Source organism: Pseudomonas sp. 2, assembly GCF_056627435.1.
Map to the genome: position 1 here is coordinate 202,027 of NZ_JBWXNG010000011.1, position 15,849 is coordinate 217,875.

Annotated in this window: 11 protein-coding genes; 7 read left to right on the forward strand and 4 right to left on the reverse strand. The window is 60.3% G+C overall.

The genetic code is table 11. The features are described 5' to 3' along the window. Positions 1-272 precede the first annotated feature (272 nt). Positions 273-2,663: an autotransporter outer membrane beta-barrel domain-containing protein gene (locus AC1MEK_RS19290; RefSeq protein WP_480397862.1), complete on the reverse strand. Its 2,391-nt coding sequence runs from the start codon at positions 2,661-2,663 to the stop codon at positions 273-275. Between the two features lie 362 nt (positions 2,664-3,025). Between AC1MEK_RS19290 and AC1MEK_RS19295 the strand changes: the two genes are divergently transcribed. The 3 genes from AC1MEK_RS19295 to AC1MEK_RS19305 all read left to right on the forward strand — a co-directional run bounded on the left by AC1MEK_RS19295 (position 3,026) and on the right by AC1MEK_RS19305 (position 8,794). Beyond that, complete coding sequence (locus AC1MEK_RS19295) at positions 3,026-5,857, forward strand: hypothetical protein (RefSeq protein ID WP_480397863.1); 2,832 nt, start codon at positions 3,026-3,028, stop codon at positions 5,855-5,857. Between the two features lie 126 nt (positions 5,858-5,983). Continuing rightward, positions 5,984-7,879 carry a hypothetical protein gene (locus tag AC1MEK_RS19300; RefSeq protein ID WP_480397864.1) on the forward strand — a complete coding sequence of 632 codons (1,896 nt, stop codon included), beginning with the start codon at positions 5,984-5,986 and terminating at the stop codon, positions 7,877-7,879. Positions 7,880-7,918: 39 nt separating this feature from the next. After that, positions 7,919-8,794, forward strand: a complete 876-nt coding sequence (locus AC1MEK_RS19305; protein ID WP_480397865.1) for a hypothetical protein — start codon at positions 7,919-7,921, stop codon at positions 8,792-8,794. A 12-nt stretch (positions 8,795-8,806) separates the two neighbouring features. On the opposite strand, the gene AC1MEK_RS19310 is transcribed toward AC1MEK_RS19305, so the two are convergent. The 3 genes from AC1MEK_RS19310 to AC1MEK_RS19320 form a co-directional block, all read right to left on the reverse strand. Continuing rightward, positions 8,807-9,613 (reverse strand): AraC family transcriptional regulator, encoded by an 807-nt coding sequence (locus AC1MEK_RS19310; RefSeq protein WP_480397866.1) that lies wholly within the window; start codon positions 9,611-9,613, stop codon positions 8,807-8,809. A 248-nt stretch (positions 9,614-9,861) separates the two neighbouring features. After that, the gene (locus tag AC1MEK_RS19315; protein WP_480397867.1) at positions 9,862-10,575 is read right to left on the reverse strand and encodes an Ig-like domain-containing protein; all 714 of its coding nucleotides are present in this window, start codon (positions 10,573-10,575) and stop codon (positions 9,862-9,864) included. A gap of 285 nt (positions 10,576-10,860) precedes the next feature. Continuing rightward, entirely contained in the window at positions 10,861-12,138 is a 1,278-nt protein-coding gene (locus AC1MEK_RS19320) for an acetyl-CoA C-acetyltransferase (protein ID WP_480397868.1), read from the reverse strand. A 215-nt stretch (positions 12,139-12,353) separates the two neighbouring features. Between AC1MEK_RS19320 and AC1MEK_RS19325 the strand changes: the two genes are divergently transcribed. The 4 genes from AC1MEK_RS19325 (at position 12,354) to AC1MEK_RS19340 (ending at position 15,842) form a co-directional block, all read left to right on the forward strand. Beyond that, positions 12,354-13,709, forward strand: a complete 1,356-nt coding sequence (locus tag AC1MEK_RS19325) for a 3-oxoacyl-ACP reductase (RefSeq protein WP_480397869.1) — start codon at positions 12,354-12,356, stop codon at positions 13,707-13,709. Positions 13,710-13,751: 42 nt separating this feature from the next. Beyond that, entirely contained in the window at positions 13,752-14,606 is an 855-nt protein-coding gene (locus AC1MEK_RS19330) for a MaoC family dehydratase (protein WP_480397870.1), read from the forward strand. A gap of 184 nt (positions 14,607-14,790) precedes the next feature. Beyond that, positions 14,791-15,096, forward strand: a complete 306-nt coding sequence (locus tag AC1MEK_RS19335) for a nucleotide pyrophosphohydrolase (protein ID WP_480397871.1) — start codon at positions 14,791-14,793, stop codon at positions 15,094-15,096. Further along, positions 15,093-15,842, forward strand: coding sequence for a methyltransferase domain-containing protein (locus tag AC1MEK_RS19340; protein WP_480397872.1), 750 nt, complete (start codon positions 15,093-15,095; stop codon positions 15,840-15,842). Before AC1MEK_RS19335 ends, AC1MEK_RS19340 begins: the two co-directional genes overlap by 4 nt. The last annotated feature ends 7 nt before the right edge of the window (positions 15,843-15,849 follow it).

A 15,849-nucleotide genomic window follows, 5' to 3' on the forward strand; every position in this document is an offset into this window, starting at 1 on the left:
CCGATATCCAATGCGTGGGCTACATCGATTGAAATGAATGCCGCGCAAATGGACAACGGCAAATGCCCCTTCAGGAGGGGCTTGAGTTGAAGTTTCATAGTGAATTAGCACCTTGCGTGCGCAGAGACGCACGAGTTCAGAATTGAGGTGCTATTGAATACAGATGAGCTATATATTTCGGTAAGGCGATTCCCACACGCTTGTAGGAAACTTCCGACATTGCTGTTTTCCCATCATCACACGTGTACATCCCCCACGTTTTCGCGCATTTATCACCAGGTGTATCGCAAACCTACGTTCACTCCCCACGGTTGTTCGATGTTTTCTCCGTTGCCGTAATCAAGGTCAGCGTGCAGCTGCAATACATCGCTTAATTGCGCGATCACCCCTGCCCCCACTTCGCCGCGACTGCCCGATAAGTCGTCACTGAATGTCGTGCTGTTGACCTTGACGTCATTGCTGCGAGCAAACTCCTGTGCGGCGGCAACTCTGACATAGGGCTGGACGAATCCGCCGCGATCGAGCGCGATGGTACGCCCCAGATAAGTGCCCAACTTGCCAATCAGCGAGTCGGCATGATTGCTCCTGGCTTGCAGGCCGTTGTCCAGGCCATAGCTTTCACCGTTCACCCACAAGGCAGCGACCTGTACATAGGGCTCGACGAACCAGCCATCAGAGAACTTGATGTTTTTTCCGACTTCGACCGAGCCGCCCACCCCGTAATTGTTGTAATCACCTTGAGCCTTGACGCCGTCACTCATGCGTACGTCAGCCTTGTTGTGAAAGCGGTTGGCCTTCAGTACAGCGTCGACGTAATAACCCGAGGTCGACAGCCAGGTGCTGTAAAGCCCCAGATAATAGCTGTTGACCTGACCGTCCGCCCCCAGGCGCATATCCAGATCAGACGTGCTGTACCCCCCCATGACACCCACCAGCCATTGGCCGTCGGCGGCAGGCAAGGGCGTGTCGACGCCGAAAGAGACGCCAGACTGGGTCTGGGAATAGTCCACTTGGTCGGCCGCCGATACCTGATACTTGTTGCCGTAGGTACGCGCCCAGAACCCGCCCTGCTGATGGCCATTGCGCAACTCACCCATCCGGCTGCGCAGGGTAGCCAGCTCGCCGTACCAGACCGTTGGTGCGGCGCTGAACACACCGATCACTGCCCGGGCAGAAGGGCTGATCACTGGATCGCCCGGGCCACCGGGGTCGCCTGGGCCTCCGGGCTCGCCGGTGGTTTCGGGCACCAGAAACCAGTCGGTGTTCTGCTGCTGCAGCCGGTAAACGAACGTACCGACGTCGACCTGCCCGCCCGCCACGGCGAACGTCGCGTCACCGCTGCCGGTGTGGACGACCTGCTGAGGAGTCGCCTGATTGATGGCATCGACCCCGGTATTCTGCACCCTGAGCACATGATCGCCTGAAGCATTGCCGGTAATGTTCACCAGATCGCTCAGGTGCCCGGCCAGATCAGTGCCCAAAGCAAAGGTGCCCGCACCGGCCAGGCTGCTGGCCGTTAGGGTACGAAAGCCCGCATTGCCTGCGCGCAGGTTGACCGTACCGCCATTGAGGGTCAGATCGCCCACCGATGAGTCGTTGACCATGTCGAACGTCGAGGTGGCGTCCAGCGTCGTGCTGCGCGCGTTGACGATGGTTCCGGTCATGCGGGAATTGTTCGCCAGAGAGATCGTGACCAGGGTGCCGGTGGCCTGATTGATGTCGCCAGTCAGTTGGCTGTTGTCCATGTTCAGACTGCTGACATCCGTCAGATTGCCCGTCAGCGCGCTGCCATTGCTCATGCTGATATTGGCGACGTTACCGCTGAACGCCTGGATGTTGCCGGTCAGGGTGCTGTTGTCGATCTGCAGCCCCAGCGTGGCCAGGAACGGGCTGGCGACCGCAGCTTCACCCACTTGCAGCAGCATGCCATTGGCGCTGTTGACCACCGCGCCATTGCGCAGGATGACGGTAGGTGTTGCAGCACCACGAAAGGCATCGACGTAGATACCACTGCCAGACTGCCCATTGATCGTGGCGTTATCCACAATGAGTGTGGGCGTCAGGAAACTGGGTCCATTATCGATGACCAGCGCTCCCCGATTGCTGCCTGTCACGGTACTGGACCCCTGGGCGGTCGCTGAGCCACCGACCAGCGTCAGGCCGTAACCATTATCAATGAACGTAAGCCCTACACCCGAACCTGTGACTTGCGTGCCGGTCAGCGTAACCGCGCCGCCAGTGGACACGTTGACCCCACGACCAAAGCCATTGATTACACCACCGGTGACTTGCACGGTCGAGCCGGTACCGGGGATCTGGCCCGGTGCTACGGCGCTCAGGCCGATAGCGTTGACCGCGTTGACGGTCGTATTGGTAAAGGCGCCGGTGCTGCCGGTGACCACTACACCGCCTGTGGTCGAGGCACCGGAGAAATTGAGCGTCGATCCGGTCGATGCGTTGACCGTCAAGGTCTGCCCACCCGGAGTGACATTCAACGTTGCCCCAGTGAGCGTCCACGTTTCAGGCGCGGCGCCGGCTGCGACAGTGGCAGTCTGTCCGGGCGTGAGGACGGCCGCCATGGCGCCATCGTACGCATGAAGTCCGGTCAGCAAGCAACCGAATTGCGCCCCCAGGCAACCTGCCCATTGCCATCCTTTATTCATCTGGCCGTCTCCATGCGCAGTGCGCTGTCGCCAGGTATCCCGGACTGCCAAACCGATGTGATACCCCTGATGTTCCGTTACCGCTCCCATCACCAAACTTATTAATCAACGCGTTGAGCAATAAAACCAACAGGCTTTCGAAAATATCAATGTCTCTGTTGACACTATCATGCCCACCCAACTGCCATAGACCGATTCGCGATAACTGTAATCGCGAATACTGCTAACACCGGCGTTAACTATTGAAATACAAGGGAGGCTGTTAAAAATTCCATAAAAGGCACTGTCATTTCTGACAGGTGACACGGCTCATCACCCTCTCAATACTGGAACTTCATTCACACATGCAGGATGCATAAGCAATGAATACCCAGTGCAACACCCGGCAGAACCCCTACGCGCTTCCCCCCCTTGAAGCGCCAACCGTCGGTGATGATGGCGTGTTACCCCACGATCAATGGCATCAAGACTTGAGGCTGGAAGTCCCCAATAGCGCTGATATAAAAGCAGGCTTCACAATAACGCTGACGGTCAATGGTGTTCCTTACAGCGCTCCACACACCGTCACAGCCGAGGAGGCCGCGGATCAGCACTTCAAGTTCCCCTTCGTTCTGAAGTCCACCGAATTCCCCACGGGCAATCCGCAAGTGGTCGTGCCCTTGAGCTACAACGTTTACAGCCCCGAGACAGGCGCCACCACGGCACCGTTGGAGCGCTATGTATTGACGTTCGATAAGGAGCCCCCTGGCGGCACCTCGATGCCGTATATCAATTTCACCTCGGAACAATTGCAGGGTGTCTACCCGGATTCCATTATCGACGGCCATTTTGCCGCCTTGCTCTCACCTTGGCAGGGAATGGCAATAGGCGACGTCATGACGCCCTGGGTTTCCACCACCCCGCCGGGCGATAACCCCGCAGGCGGGTTGCAGCCTGGCGCTGCCGTGACGGTCGATCAAGACAATTACGGGCGCAGTGTGAATGTACGGTTCCCGGAAGCAACCCTGAGGAGCAACGGCGATACGCCTCAGTACTTCGGTTATCAACTCAAGGACCGGCTGGGCAATACCTCCGTCATTTCCCCCACACGCCTGATTCCGGTTCATCTTCAAAGCAGCGCCGTGCGGCCCGAACCCCGTTCAAACAGCCTACGTAAGCCTATAGTGGTCAGGGCACGACAAAATCCGGATCTGAAACAGGGGGTCATCGAGGATCTCAGGGCCTTGGACGGCAGGATCGAGGTTAGCCGACTGACAGCTAATGTGCCGTTCACCGTGGAGACGCCGGGTGCCGCCGTGGCAGGCAACGTGGCACAGCTCTATATCAACGGTACCGCCATTGGCACGCCCACACCGGTCGATCCGGCAGCCGCCGAGTTCGTGCTGAACATCACCCCAACCGACTTCGCCCCGGCCAATGGCTATCCCTTTACCACCTGGCAGGTGGATTACAACTACTTTGACCCCGCCTCTGGGGATGGCAGCCTCTCGCAACAACCGGTGACCGTGATCATCGACCGGCATGCACCCGGCGGGCGGCCACCTACTCCGCCGGCGATCGCATTCACCGAGGACCAGCTGGCGGGTATCACTGAAGACAAGCTGGACCCTACCGAGGATGCATTAATCGTTCATATCTCCGCCTGGTTTGACGATGATGTCGACGATCAGGTCGAGCTCTGGCTAGGCACGGGCCCTACCGCAGCAGAGGGTGATTTCCTGACGACCCTTCCCCCCGTGGTCACCGACCCGAGCGCAGGCCTGGATGCACAGTTCCCAAGGGCCGACCTGGAAGCAGTGGGTGTAAACCCCGTGTACTTCGGTTACCGAATTACGGACTGGGCGGGCAACGTCAGCAACTTGTCCATCACGACGCCGATTCAGGTGTTCCTTGGCACAGTGCCCACTAATCTTGCGAGGCCACTGATCCCCGACGCCGCGCCCTACAACCCAGAGGACGGGACAGGCGTTCCCCCTGGCGCCGGTTTGCTGGTCTGGACCGAGGCCAATCCCGAGACAGAGGTACAGATTCCTACCTATACCAACGTTGCAGCGGGCGACAGGATTTACATCGTATGGAATACTCAGGACGTTCCGCCGGTGATCGTCACCCAGGCGGATATCGATGCCGCCGCGACCAACGGCTATCTGCTGCGAATCCTGATGCAGTTCCAGTACGTACAAAACGGCACGCCCACCTTGAACACGCCTGTCAGATACCGTGTTCACCCGGCAAGTGGCACTCCACCGGTACTCTCGCCGACCCAGTACATCCGAATCAACCTGACCACCCCCGGCGGGCCTAACCCTGATCCAGACCCTGAGACCCCGGAACATGACAACATGCGGCTGCCGTCGGCACTCAGCACCTTTGCCGGCAGTGTTCCGAACATCATTCCACCCGAGGCGTATGCATCCTCGGCCAATATCACGGTATTTCGGCAAGGCGTGGACAACAACCCGATCTGGGACAATGGTGACATCCTGCAAGTCATCTGGGGGCCAGCCGCCACGGACAACCCTGCGCCGGTCACCATCGCGGCTGCGAATGGAGGTGCAAACATCATTGTGCCGATCACCGCTGCCCAGATTGCGGCGAACGGAACCGGCACGATCCCGCTGTACTACACGCTGACCCGCAATCTGGACAGCACGACCAATCCAGTGACCGTGCGCTCACCTACCCAAGACGTCATCGTTCAGGCCCCAGGCGAAGCTCCTGGCGGGACGAACCCACTGGCCGTCGCGATATTCCCGGAATCCGTGAACCCGATCACTGGCAACCCGAACCGGGTCATCCAGCGGGCGATCGGTATCAGGGGCACGACGCTGCGGGTGCCACTGGTCGATGCTCAAGGTACTCCGCTGGCGAACGTCGCAGCAGGGGACTTCATCACCGTGGACTTCTACGGCGTCAACGACCCGCTCGATGGACCCGGCCAGGATAACGATCCCAGCAAACCGGTCATTCCGGAGTCGAGGATCACGGTGACTGATTACGTGATCCAGGCTGCTGATCTCACCCGGGGCTACTACGAACTGGCATTGCCGTACAGCAGGACCTACTTCATCTGCCGCAACCTGTCGGTGACCAAGTATTCCATCAGGAACGCGGCGGGGATCACCAAAAACGCGCCGGATACGCTGATCCTGTTTGCGCTCAATCAGGCTGGGGGATCCTGCAGCTTGCCATAGCGGCAATGACCGGCGTTGGCGGAGGGGGTCTGTTGGCAAATATCCGCAGGCACCCTGCCCGATACCTCGACACTCGCCCGGAGCAGGATGTACCGGGCGCTCCAACGCACTGCCAAGGACGCAACCATGAACATCAAAGACCTGCCCCGAAGCCGTACGGCAGACGAGTTGAACCCACTGGTGTTTACCTCTATCAACGATGTGCCCGAAAACCCGCGCCTGGGCCTGGGTTATCACCAGCTTTATGACCACACCAAAGCCGTGCCGCTGATCGCGCGCCTGCCGGAAGTGGTACGCACCGGGGATGTGGTGACCCTGTTCTGGGATAATGCCCAGGTGCAGCAATACGAGCTGGACCAAGGCGTCGTCGACAAAGGCTGGTTGAGTTTCAGTGTCGCGCCAGCGCGGATTTCCGGGACCGATGATCAAGGTACTGTGTACTACACGCTGTTCGATCCGCAGGGCGGAGAAACCCGAAGCAGCGAGCCGCGAACCATCAAGGTCAATCGTCTCGTTCCGGGGGGGCTGGATCCGGACATTTCAACCGGTTTCAACGAGAATCTGGCAGCGGCAGTCATCACGCCACCGGTCATCGACAGCGCCGATACCCCGGTCACGGTGACGGTACCGGTCTGGCAAAACATGGAGTTAAGCGACGAGTTGACAGTGATCTGGAATGGCATTCGCGTCGCTCATCCTCCCCTCACCGCCATCGCCCAGCCAGTGGTGTCCATTCCCAAAGCCGTAATCGAAGAGGGGGGCAGCAACACCAGGCTGCCGGTCACCTATGAAATCCGCGACATCGTCGACAACTATTCGCTGCCTTCACATACCGCTTTCGCCAATGTGGAAATCGATCCCGACGCCGTGACGGCCCCGCGGGTACGCGAAGCCAATCAGACCACGCTGGTCCTCGACCTGACAGCGCTGGGAGACAACGACGCACATGTTGATATTCCCCGTTATGCGGGAGCAAGACCGGGTGACAGAGTCACGTTGACATGGGTGGGGAGAACGGGGAATTCGGAGACGACCCTGATTCTGGGCCCAGAAACGGTGACGGACCCGGATTTCGACCCCATGCCGGTGTTCACCATCACCAATGGCCACCTGAAATCCATTGCAGGAGGCTCGGCAATGGCCAGTTATGAAGTGGTACCCGTTACTGGCACAAACCTTCGGTCAAAAAGAACCTCGATTACCCTGACCGGCCTGCCGGTGCCGCTGGCCGCGCCGACGATAACGGGCGTAACGGGCACCGAAATTGACCTTGACCGATTCGTGGCTGATCCAGTCCCGGTAGTGATCGCGGCCTATCGCGGCAAACAGGCTGGGGACAAGATCAGCCTGATCTGGAGCGGGACCCAGGAAAACGGCAACCCCGCCAACTACACCGTGGACCATATCGTTCGCGCAGGGGAAGAGAACACTGCGTATACGTTCTCGGTGGGCCGCGTGGACAACCTCGAACCGCTGCGCAATGGTAGCCTCAAGCTGCACTATCAGGTCGTGTTCGCAGGCGACACCAGCCCTGTCGATTCCGACATCAGCGATTTCACTGTTGTGGCTGCCAGCGGGCAGTTCGACGATTTCACGGGGCAAGCACCTTTGCTCATTCAGGCCGGGGGACGAATCTCGCGCCCGCTGATGGACATCGAGTTCGTGTCAGGCCTGGGCAACGCAGGCTTCCCGCCGGGAGACATGCTGCCTGTAGACCCCGGCCCCATCACGTTGCCGACGCTACACGTCTGCTATCAGAACCCGATCATCGACCCGGCTACACAGACCATACGCATCGACTTCAAGCGCGACTACAGAAGGGTCGAATGCGACATCCACGGCCCCAACGGGCTGATCACTATCTCGTTGCTCAATAGCAGTCAGTCCGTCATCGAGACGATCACCCCACCCAACCAGACCAACTATCACCTGAGGAGCACCACCACCCAGCCCATTCGCTATGTACAAATCTTCGCAGATCACGACTGGGCACGATTCGACAACTTCGTGCTTACGCCTTGAACCCTGGAATTCCTCCCATGCAAGCAAGGAAGATAAAAAATGGACATCAAACCTATCAATGAAAAACAGAAGGCCGTACTGCACGCCGCTGCCCAAGGGGCAGCCTCGGGCGCAGCGTCAATCAACACGTCTATCTACGATGCGCCCAAAGTCGAGCCGGTCAATGGCTTCGGCGTGCTGCAACCGGATGTCACCGGGGTTGATAACGTGAAGATTGTCGTGGAATACCCCGGCATGCCCAACACCGACATCCTGAGGTTTTACTGGAACGAGGACACCACCAGCATTCCCCCGGTGCAGGCCGATGAGATGCCCAAAAAGGTCTCGGTGCCTGCCGCGCTGGTCATCGCAGCGGCCGGCAAAACCATCAATGTCATTTACTCGGTGACTGACGATGACAACCCGGAAGGTGTGCCGTCCGCCCCTCACAGCCAGGTCGTCGAACGGTACACGCCGCCAGTCTACCCGCAGCCCAGGATCACCGAGGCAGTGGACGGCGTGCTGGATGTCAGCAAACTGACTGCCAACGCCCACATGACCCTCGCCGCATGGCCTGGCCAGGCGGTGGGGCAAAAGCTCTGGCTGACCGTCACGTCGACACCGCAGATCGCAATCGAGAACTGGAACCCGCTGAATGTCACCACACTCGGCGCCCAGGCCAGGCAGTTCTCTCTGGAGAAACTCAAGACCCTGACCGACGGTTCGACGTTCAAGCTGACGCTGCAATACTCGCCTGTGGGCAGTAACGACAAGCTGCCGTTTTCCGAAGCGTCGTTCACCATCAAGCAGGAGCCGACTGTCGTCGGGATCGCGATCACCAGCGTGAAGGACTCCAATGGCGTCGAGATTCCCAACGGCGGCACCACCACCGACACCAGCGTCACCGTGGCCGGAACAGTGACTTTTGCAGCGTGAAACGGGCAGCGCTCAGGCCCTGAACAACTCGCCCGGCGTGAACCCGAACAGCGTCTTGAACGCTGCAATGAAGGCCGATGTCGAGTCATAACCGCAATTGAGCGCAGTGGCCGTCACACTGTCGCCCTCCTCCAGCGCATTGAGCGAAGCCAGCAGTCTCGCTCTCTGGCGCCAGCCTCTGAAACTCAAACCGGTTTCGCGCTGGAACAGGCGCATCAGGGTTTTCTCCGACATGTTCAGACGTGACGCCCAATCGGTGAGGGTGATGTCCTGCCCGGGCTCTTCCACCAATTCCTGACACAGCGCCAGCAAACGCGCGTGTCGGGGCAACGGCAGAGAGAATCCGACTTCCGGCAGGCTCGCCAACTGATCGAGCAACACCTGCACCAGTCGCACTTCGGCGCTATCCGTCTCTGGGTAGTCAGGCGGCAGCAAACAGAACGCCTTGATCAACTCCCTCGCCAGCGGCGTGACTTCCAGCACCCGGCAACGATCCGGCGCCCACTGCGAATCCTGGGTGCGGACATAGAGACTGCGCATCTCGGCGCGGGTCGAGGTCACCACTTCATGGTCCAGTCCCGCCGGAATCCACACACCCCACTGCGGCGGCGCGAAGAAACTGCCTTGCTCGGTGTGCACGCCCAACACGCCACTGATGGCGTAGGAAAACTGCACCCAGTCATGGCGATGGGTCGGCGTCCATGAACCTGCGCTGAGGCTTTCCGCGCGGGCGTAGAGCGGACGCGGCAGATCGGTCAGGGCAGGAATCGCGCGCAGGGTTTCGGGTTTGCGCGCAGAGGAATGTCCGTTGCTCGGCATGGGTGGGCCTTTTTGTCGTGAAAGGCCAGTTTACTCGCCGATGCAGTCGACCTGTAGGAGCGAATTCATTCGCGAAGATTTTCCAGGCGACGCAGATGTGGAGGATGCACCATCGCTTCGCGAATGAACTCGCTCCTACAGAGGCTCACTTCAAGTAAAAATCAAACGCAAGCATCGTAAACACTACTGCGCCAAATATGACTGCGCGCGCGTAATTACCTTCCGCTGACATACACACATGAGAAGACTCAAAACAACATTGTAAAGTTATCGCACACTGCCCAAGCGCTTGAGGTCACGCCAGCGGCCGGACTGGCTGAGATCTTGAGAGCCTTTATGGTACGCCCCGGCGCGCGCAACGTCACACGGACCAGTCGCCGATTGGGGGAGTCGTGCAGAATAAACTGATGAGTACCCACCACTTGATTTTGGGCATTCAGTATTTGTGCGACGGCCGTACCCGGAGGACCAGGTAGCGATTGGCTGTTGTAGAAGCCGTACGCATCAAATGACACTTCAGAGTAGACATCGTTAAATCGCATATCGACAGATTGGGCGTTTATTTTACCTGTTGGATATTGCATACCTACAATCCAGAGAACAACCGGCCCTATGCCAGGAAATCTTTCATCCGAAACATAAGAAGGCTGAGAAGGGAGGGTCCCCGACGCATATCCGTAAATTACATAATAAGGACGGTTGACGACATGAATATCGCCCACCGGCGCATCGCTCAGATCATCCATATGCACAGGCTCTTCAACCGTCACACGCCAAGGCGTAGCCGTCGTGACTGTCCTGTATCGGGCCGTAAAGCTGTGCGCACCCAGCGCCATTCCGGAGCGAGTATATGACCACTGCCCGTTCACCAGATCGCCAGTCCCCACCACCACACCGTTATCCAGAATTTCCACCAAGTCTGCAGCGTGGGTACCTGGTACTGTTGCTGTCTGTTCGTCCATGACGATGATCTCCTTGCATTGAATAGCACTCCAATACTTCAAGACTAATTATCAGAAGCTTATTTTCTACTCCATTGCCGACCACCACGATGAACGGTCATTCGTCCTTCCCACGCAACTCCCTGCGTATCAACAGGTTATTTAAAAACTCAAAACATTCGCGATAAGCCATTCGAAGCTAACTTGCAATTAGTCTAATCACCGGGGGATTGGCGAGGGCGTTCTTGAGACCGCCCCCGCGGGCAAGCCCGGCGGCTGCGGGATCGGTGGTGCGGTTTTAATGGATTACCGTTCCAGAATCGCGGTAACGCCCTGCCCGCCCGCCGCGCAGATCGAGATCAGGCCGCGGCCCTGCCCGGCAACGCTGAGCAATTTGGCAAGGTTGGCGACGATGCGCCCGCCGGTGGCCGCAAAGGGATGCCCGGCGGCCAGCGAGCTGCCTTTGACGTTGAGTTTGCTGCGGTCGATCGAGCCCAGCGGCGCGTCGAGGCCCAGGCGGGTTTTGCAGTACTCGGGGTCTTCCCAGGCTTTGAGGGTACACAGTACCTGCGCGGCAAAGGCTTCGTGGATTTCATAGAAATCGAAATCCTGCAAAGTCAGGCCGTTGCGCGCCAGCAAGCGAGGCACGGCGTACACCGGCGCCATCAGCAAGCCTTCTTCGCCCCGGACGAAATCCACCGCCGCCGCCTCGCCGTCGCGCCAGTACGCCAGCACCGGCAGGCCGCGCTCCCGGGCCCAGTCTTCGCTGGCGAGCAGCACCAGCGAGGCGCCGTCGGTGAGGGGTGTCGAGTTGCCTGCAGTCAAGGTGCCTTTGGCGCTGCGCTCGTAGGCCGGTTTGAGTGAAGCGAGTTTTTCCAGGCTGGCATCGACGCGCAGGTTGTTGTCGCGAGTCAGGCTGTTGAAGGGAGTGAGCAGATCATCCTGCCAGCCTTCGGCATAAGCATTAGCCATGTTCAGGTGGCTGTGCAGCGCCAGTTCGTCTTGTGCCTCTCGCGGGATCTGCCAGGTCTGCGCCATCAGCTCGCAGTGCTGGCCCATGGAAAGTCCGGTGCGCGGCTCGCCATTGCGTGGCAACTCGGGTTTGAGGTTGTGCGGGCGCAACTGCGTCAGCGCCTTGAGTTTGTCGCCAGTGCTCTTGGCGCGACTGACCTGCAGCAGGATCTGGCGCAGGTCCTCGTTCACCCCGATCGGCGCGTCGGACGTGGTGTCGACGCCGCCGGCAATGCCGCATTCGATCTGGCCCAGGGCAATCTTGTTGGCCACCAGCAGCGCCGCTTCAAGGCCGGTGCCGCAGGCCTGCTGCAGGTCGTAAGCAGGTGTTTGCGCCGACAGCCGCGAGCCGAGCACGCATTCGCGGGTCAGGTTGAAATCCCGGGAATGCTTGAGCACCGCCCCGGCCACCACTTCGCCCATGCGCAGACCATGCAGGTTGAAGCGCTCGATCAGGCCCTCCAGCGCGGCGGTCAGCATGTCCTGATTGCTGGCGGTGGCATAGGCTCCATTGGAGCGGGCGAACGGAATGCGATTGCCGCCGATGATGGCCACGCGGCGTGTCTGATTCATTGAAAACTCCTTTTCATGTTTGGGTATACCCACACCTGTAGGAGTGAGCTGCTCACGAACGCGGTGGGTCATTCAAAAGATTCGTCACTGACCCACCGCCTTCGTGAGCAAGCTCACTCCTACAGGGACCGAGTGTTGATCCAGCAAAGAGCGTAGGACTTTCTACATGGCAGTGTGGTCCACTGCTTTGAACCCAGCCTCAAGGAGTGTGTTCCATGGCATCTGATCGCTACATCGACTTCGCCAACTCAGACATCGGTCGCCGGTTGGTCGGGGCCGTCGGGCTGCCCGCGCCCGCACATCTGGAACGCTGGCAGGCCGGGCGATTGCGGCCCGTGGAAGGTGCGTTACTGCTCAGCGGCGGGCCGTTGGCCGAGCAGGTGGCAGGGTTCGCACCGCGCATGACTGACCTGTTGTTCAGCGCGGGCAGTGAAGTCAGTGGCGCCCACCCTTGGAGCGCCGAGCAGGGCTCGAAGATCAAGGCCGTGGTGTTCGATGCCAGTCCCCTGCTGCACACCGCGCAACTGGGGCAGTTGCGTGAATTCTTTCAGCCAATCCTGCGTAGCCTGGAACCCAGCGCGCACATCGTGATTCTGGCCCGCGACCCTGCGGCCCAGCGCGACCCGCTGGCCGCCAGCACCCAGCAAGCCATCGACGGCTTCAGCCGCTCGCTGGCCAAGGAAATGCGCAACGGCGGCACCGTGCAGTTGCTGCAGGTCGAGGACGGCGCCGAGGATCAACTGGAAGGCGCACTGCGGTTTTTCCTTTCTCCCAAAAGCGCGTTCATCTCCGGGCAAGTGATTCGTCTGAGTGCGTGCGAATCAAAGGTGCAGGACTGGAGCCGCCCGCTGGCCGGGCGCAAGGCGCTGGTGACCGGCGCTGCCCGAGGCATCGGCGCAGCCATCGCCGAGACACTGGCCCGGGATGGCGCAGAAATTGTGTTGCTGGATGTGCCACAGGCCAAAGCGGATCTGGAAGCCCTCGCCGCACGTCTGGGCGGTCAGGCACTGATGCTGGACATCTGCGCGCCGGACGCCGCCAGCCAGTTGCTCGAACAGATTCCCGGCGGCCTGGACATTCTCGTGCACAACGCCGGCATCACCCGCGACAAGACCCTGGCCAACATGACCCGCGACTTCTGGGACCAGGTGCTCGACGTCAACCTCAACGCGCCGCAGGTGCTGACTCAGGCGCTGATCGACGCAGGCGCCCTGCACGACCACGCCAGCGTGATCCTGATGGCCTCGATCAGCGGCCTGGCGGGCAATCGCGGGCAGACCAACTACACCACCAGCAAGGCCGGGTTGATTGGCCTGGCGCGTGCGCTGGCACCTGTGCTCAAGCCGCGTGGCATCAGCATCAACGCGGTGGCGCCGGGCTTCATTGAAACCAGCATGACCGCGCACATGCCCTTCGCCCTGCGCGAAGCCGGGCGGCGCATGAGTTCGCTGGGCCAGGGCGGGCTGCCGCAAGACGTCGCCGAAGCGGTGGCGTGGCTGGGCCAGCCAGGATCGGGCGCGGTCAGCGGCCAGGTATTGCGGGTTTGCGGGCAAAGCGTGATCGGCGCCTGATGCTGTCGGGAACCTGATCGGCAAACACACAGGAGAGGCTTGATGAGTGCGCACTGGCGTTATCTGGATACCCCACCGGCCTTGCCGGGCCTGTTCATGCAAGCGGCGCTGCGGCGCAAGGTCAGTGGCACGCAGTTGCCCGATCAGGGCCTGCGCTGCTGGGTGTCGGTGGATCCGGAGAAGGTCCATGCCTTCGCCAAAGTCTGCGGATTCATCCCCGGCAGCCTGCTGCCGCCAACTTATCCCCACGTGCTGGCCTTCCCGCTGCAGATGAAGCTGCTGACCGACAAGGACTTTCCCTTTCCGCTGCTCGGGCTGGTGCACCTGCACAACCGGATCAGTATCCGCAGGCCGCTGGGCAGCGTGATCAAGGCGCAGGTCAGCGTGCGCGTGGCCAACCTGCGGCCCCACGCCAAGGGCGCGACCTTCAGCCTGCTCACCCAGATCGAGGACGCGCTGGGCCTGTTGTGGGAAGAAGACAGCACCATGCTCTGCCGGGGCGTACAGCTTCCGGGGGAAGTGGAAGGTGCTTTCGAGCCCGCCCCCCTGCCGATGAGCGAGCTGGCGACCTGGTATGCGCCGTCCGACATCGGCCGGCAATACGCCAGGGTCAGCGGCGACTACAACCCGATTCACCTGAGCGATGCCAGCGCGAAGCTGTTCGGCTTCCCCAAGGCCATCGCCCACGGCCTGTGGATAAAAAGCCGCACCCTGGCGGCGCTCGACGATCACCTGCCTGCGTCGAATGTGGATATTTCGGTGGAATTTCAAAAGCCCGTGCGCCTGCCCAGCGAGGTGAACCTGTCGGCCAGTGCGGCGGGGTCTCATGGACAGTTGAAGGTCCAGGGCAAGGAAGGGATCGTGCACATGGTGGGGAGTTGGCAGCCTGCCGATTGAATCAAACATTACATTGGAACTGTGGGAGCGAGCTCGCTCGCGAATGCGGTGTGCCACACGCCGATGCAGCGCCTGTTACACCGCATTCGCGAGCAAGCTCACTCCCACAGGTCATGCGGTAATGCGCAGATCTTGATTCCATACTCCATCCCCCTGAAGCTACGCACCTTCAGGAGACCTGCCCATGAACCTCGACGAACTCACCCAACGCCTGCATCGCATCCGCGATACCAACGACTGGCGGCAATTTCACAGCCCGAAGAACCTGGCCATGGCCGCCAGTGTGGAAATGGCCGAGCTGGTGGAGATCTTCCAGTGGAAAACCGAGGATCAGTCGCGCCAGCTGCCCGCCGACGAACTGGCCCACGCCGGGCAGGAAGTGGGCGACATCGTGCTGTATCTGCTGCTGATGTGCAGCGAACTGGGTCTGGACATGAACGAAGTGGTGCGTGCCAAGCTGGCCGACAGTGAGCGGCGGTTCGCCAAATGAGCGATCGTCATTTCGATCAACTGGCCACGCGTTTCGCCGAGAAGATCTACGGCGGCGCCAAGGGCGCGATCCGTCTGGCGGTGCTGCAGGCGGACCTCGCCGAATGCCTGCCGCAGCGCCCGCTCAAGGTGCTGGATATCGGCGGCGGGCTGGGGCACATGTCGCTGTGGCTGGCCGAGCGCGGCCATCAGGTCACCTTCACCGAGCCTGCCGAACCGATGCTTGAAGGCGCACGCCAGCGCTTCGCCGAAGCCGGGCAGAGCGCGACGTTCATCCAGGCGCCATGGCAGGAACTGCCGGGGCTGCTCAGCGAAACCTACGATCTGGTGATTTGCCACGCGGTGCTGGAATGGCTCGCCGAGCCCTTCACGATTCTCCCGGTGTTGCGCCAACTGACCAAGGCCGACGGCTGGCTGTCTCTGGCGTTTTACAACCGCGACGCGCTGGTTTATCGCAACCTGCTCAAGGGCCACTTTCGCAAGCTGCGCAAAAACACCCTGGCCGGTGAAAAACAGAGCCTGACCCCGCAAGAACCCCTTGATCCGCGCGAATTAGCGGCGCAACTTGAAGGTATGTGGCGAGTCGAAACCAGAAGTGGCATCCGGGTTTTCCACGACTACATGCCGGTGGAGTTTCAAGCGAAAGCTGAACTGGCCGACCTGCTGGAAATGGAGCTCGCGCACCGCCGCCACCCGGCCTTTGCCGGGCTGGGACGCTATCTGCACTGGATGTGCCGATCTGTTTGAGGCTATC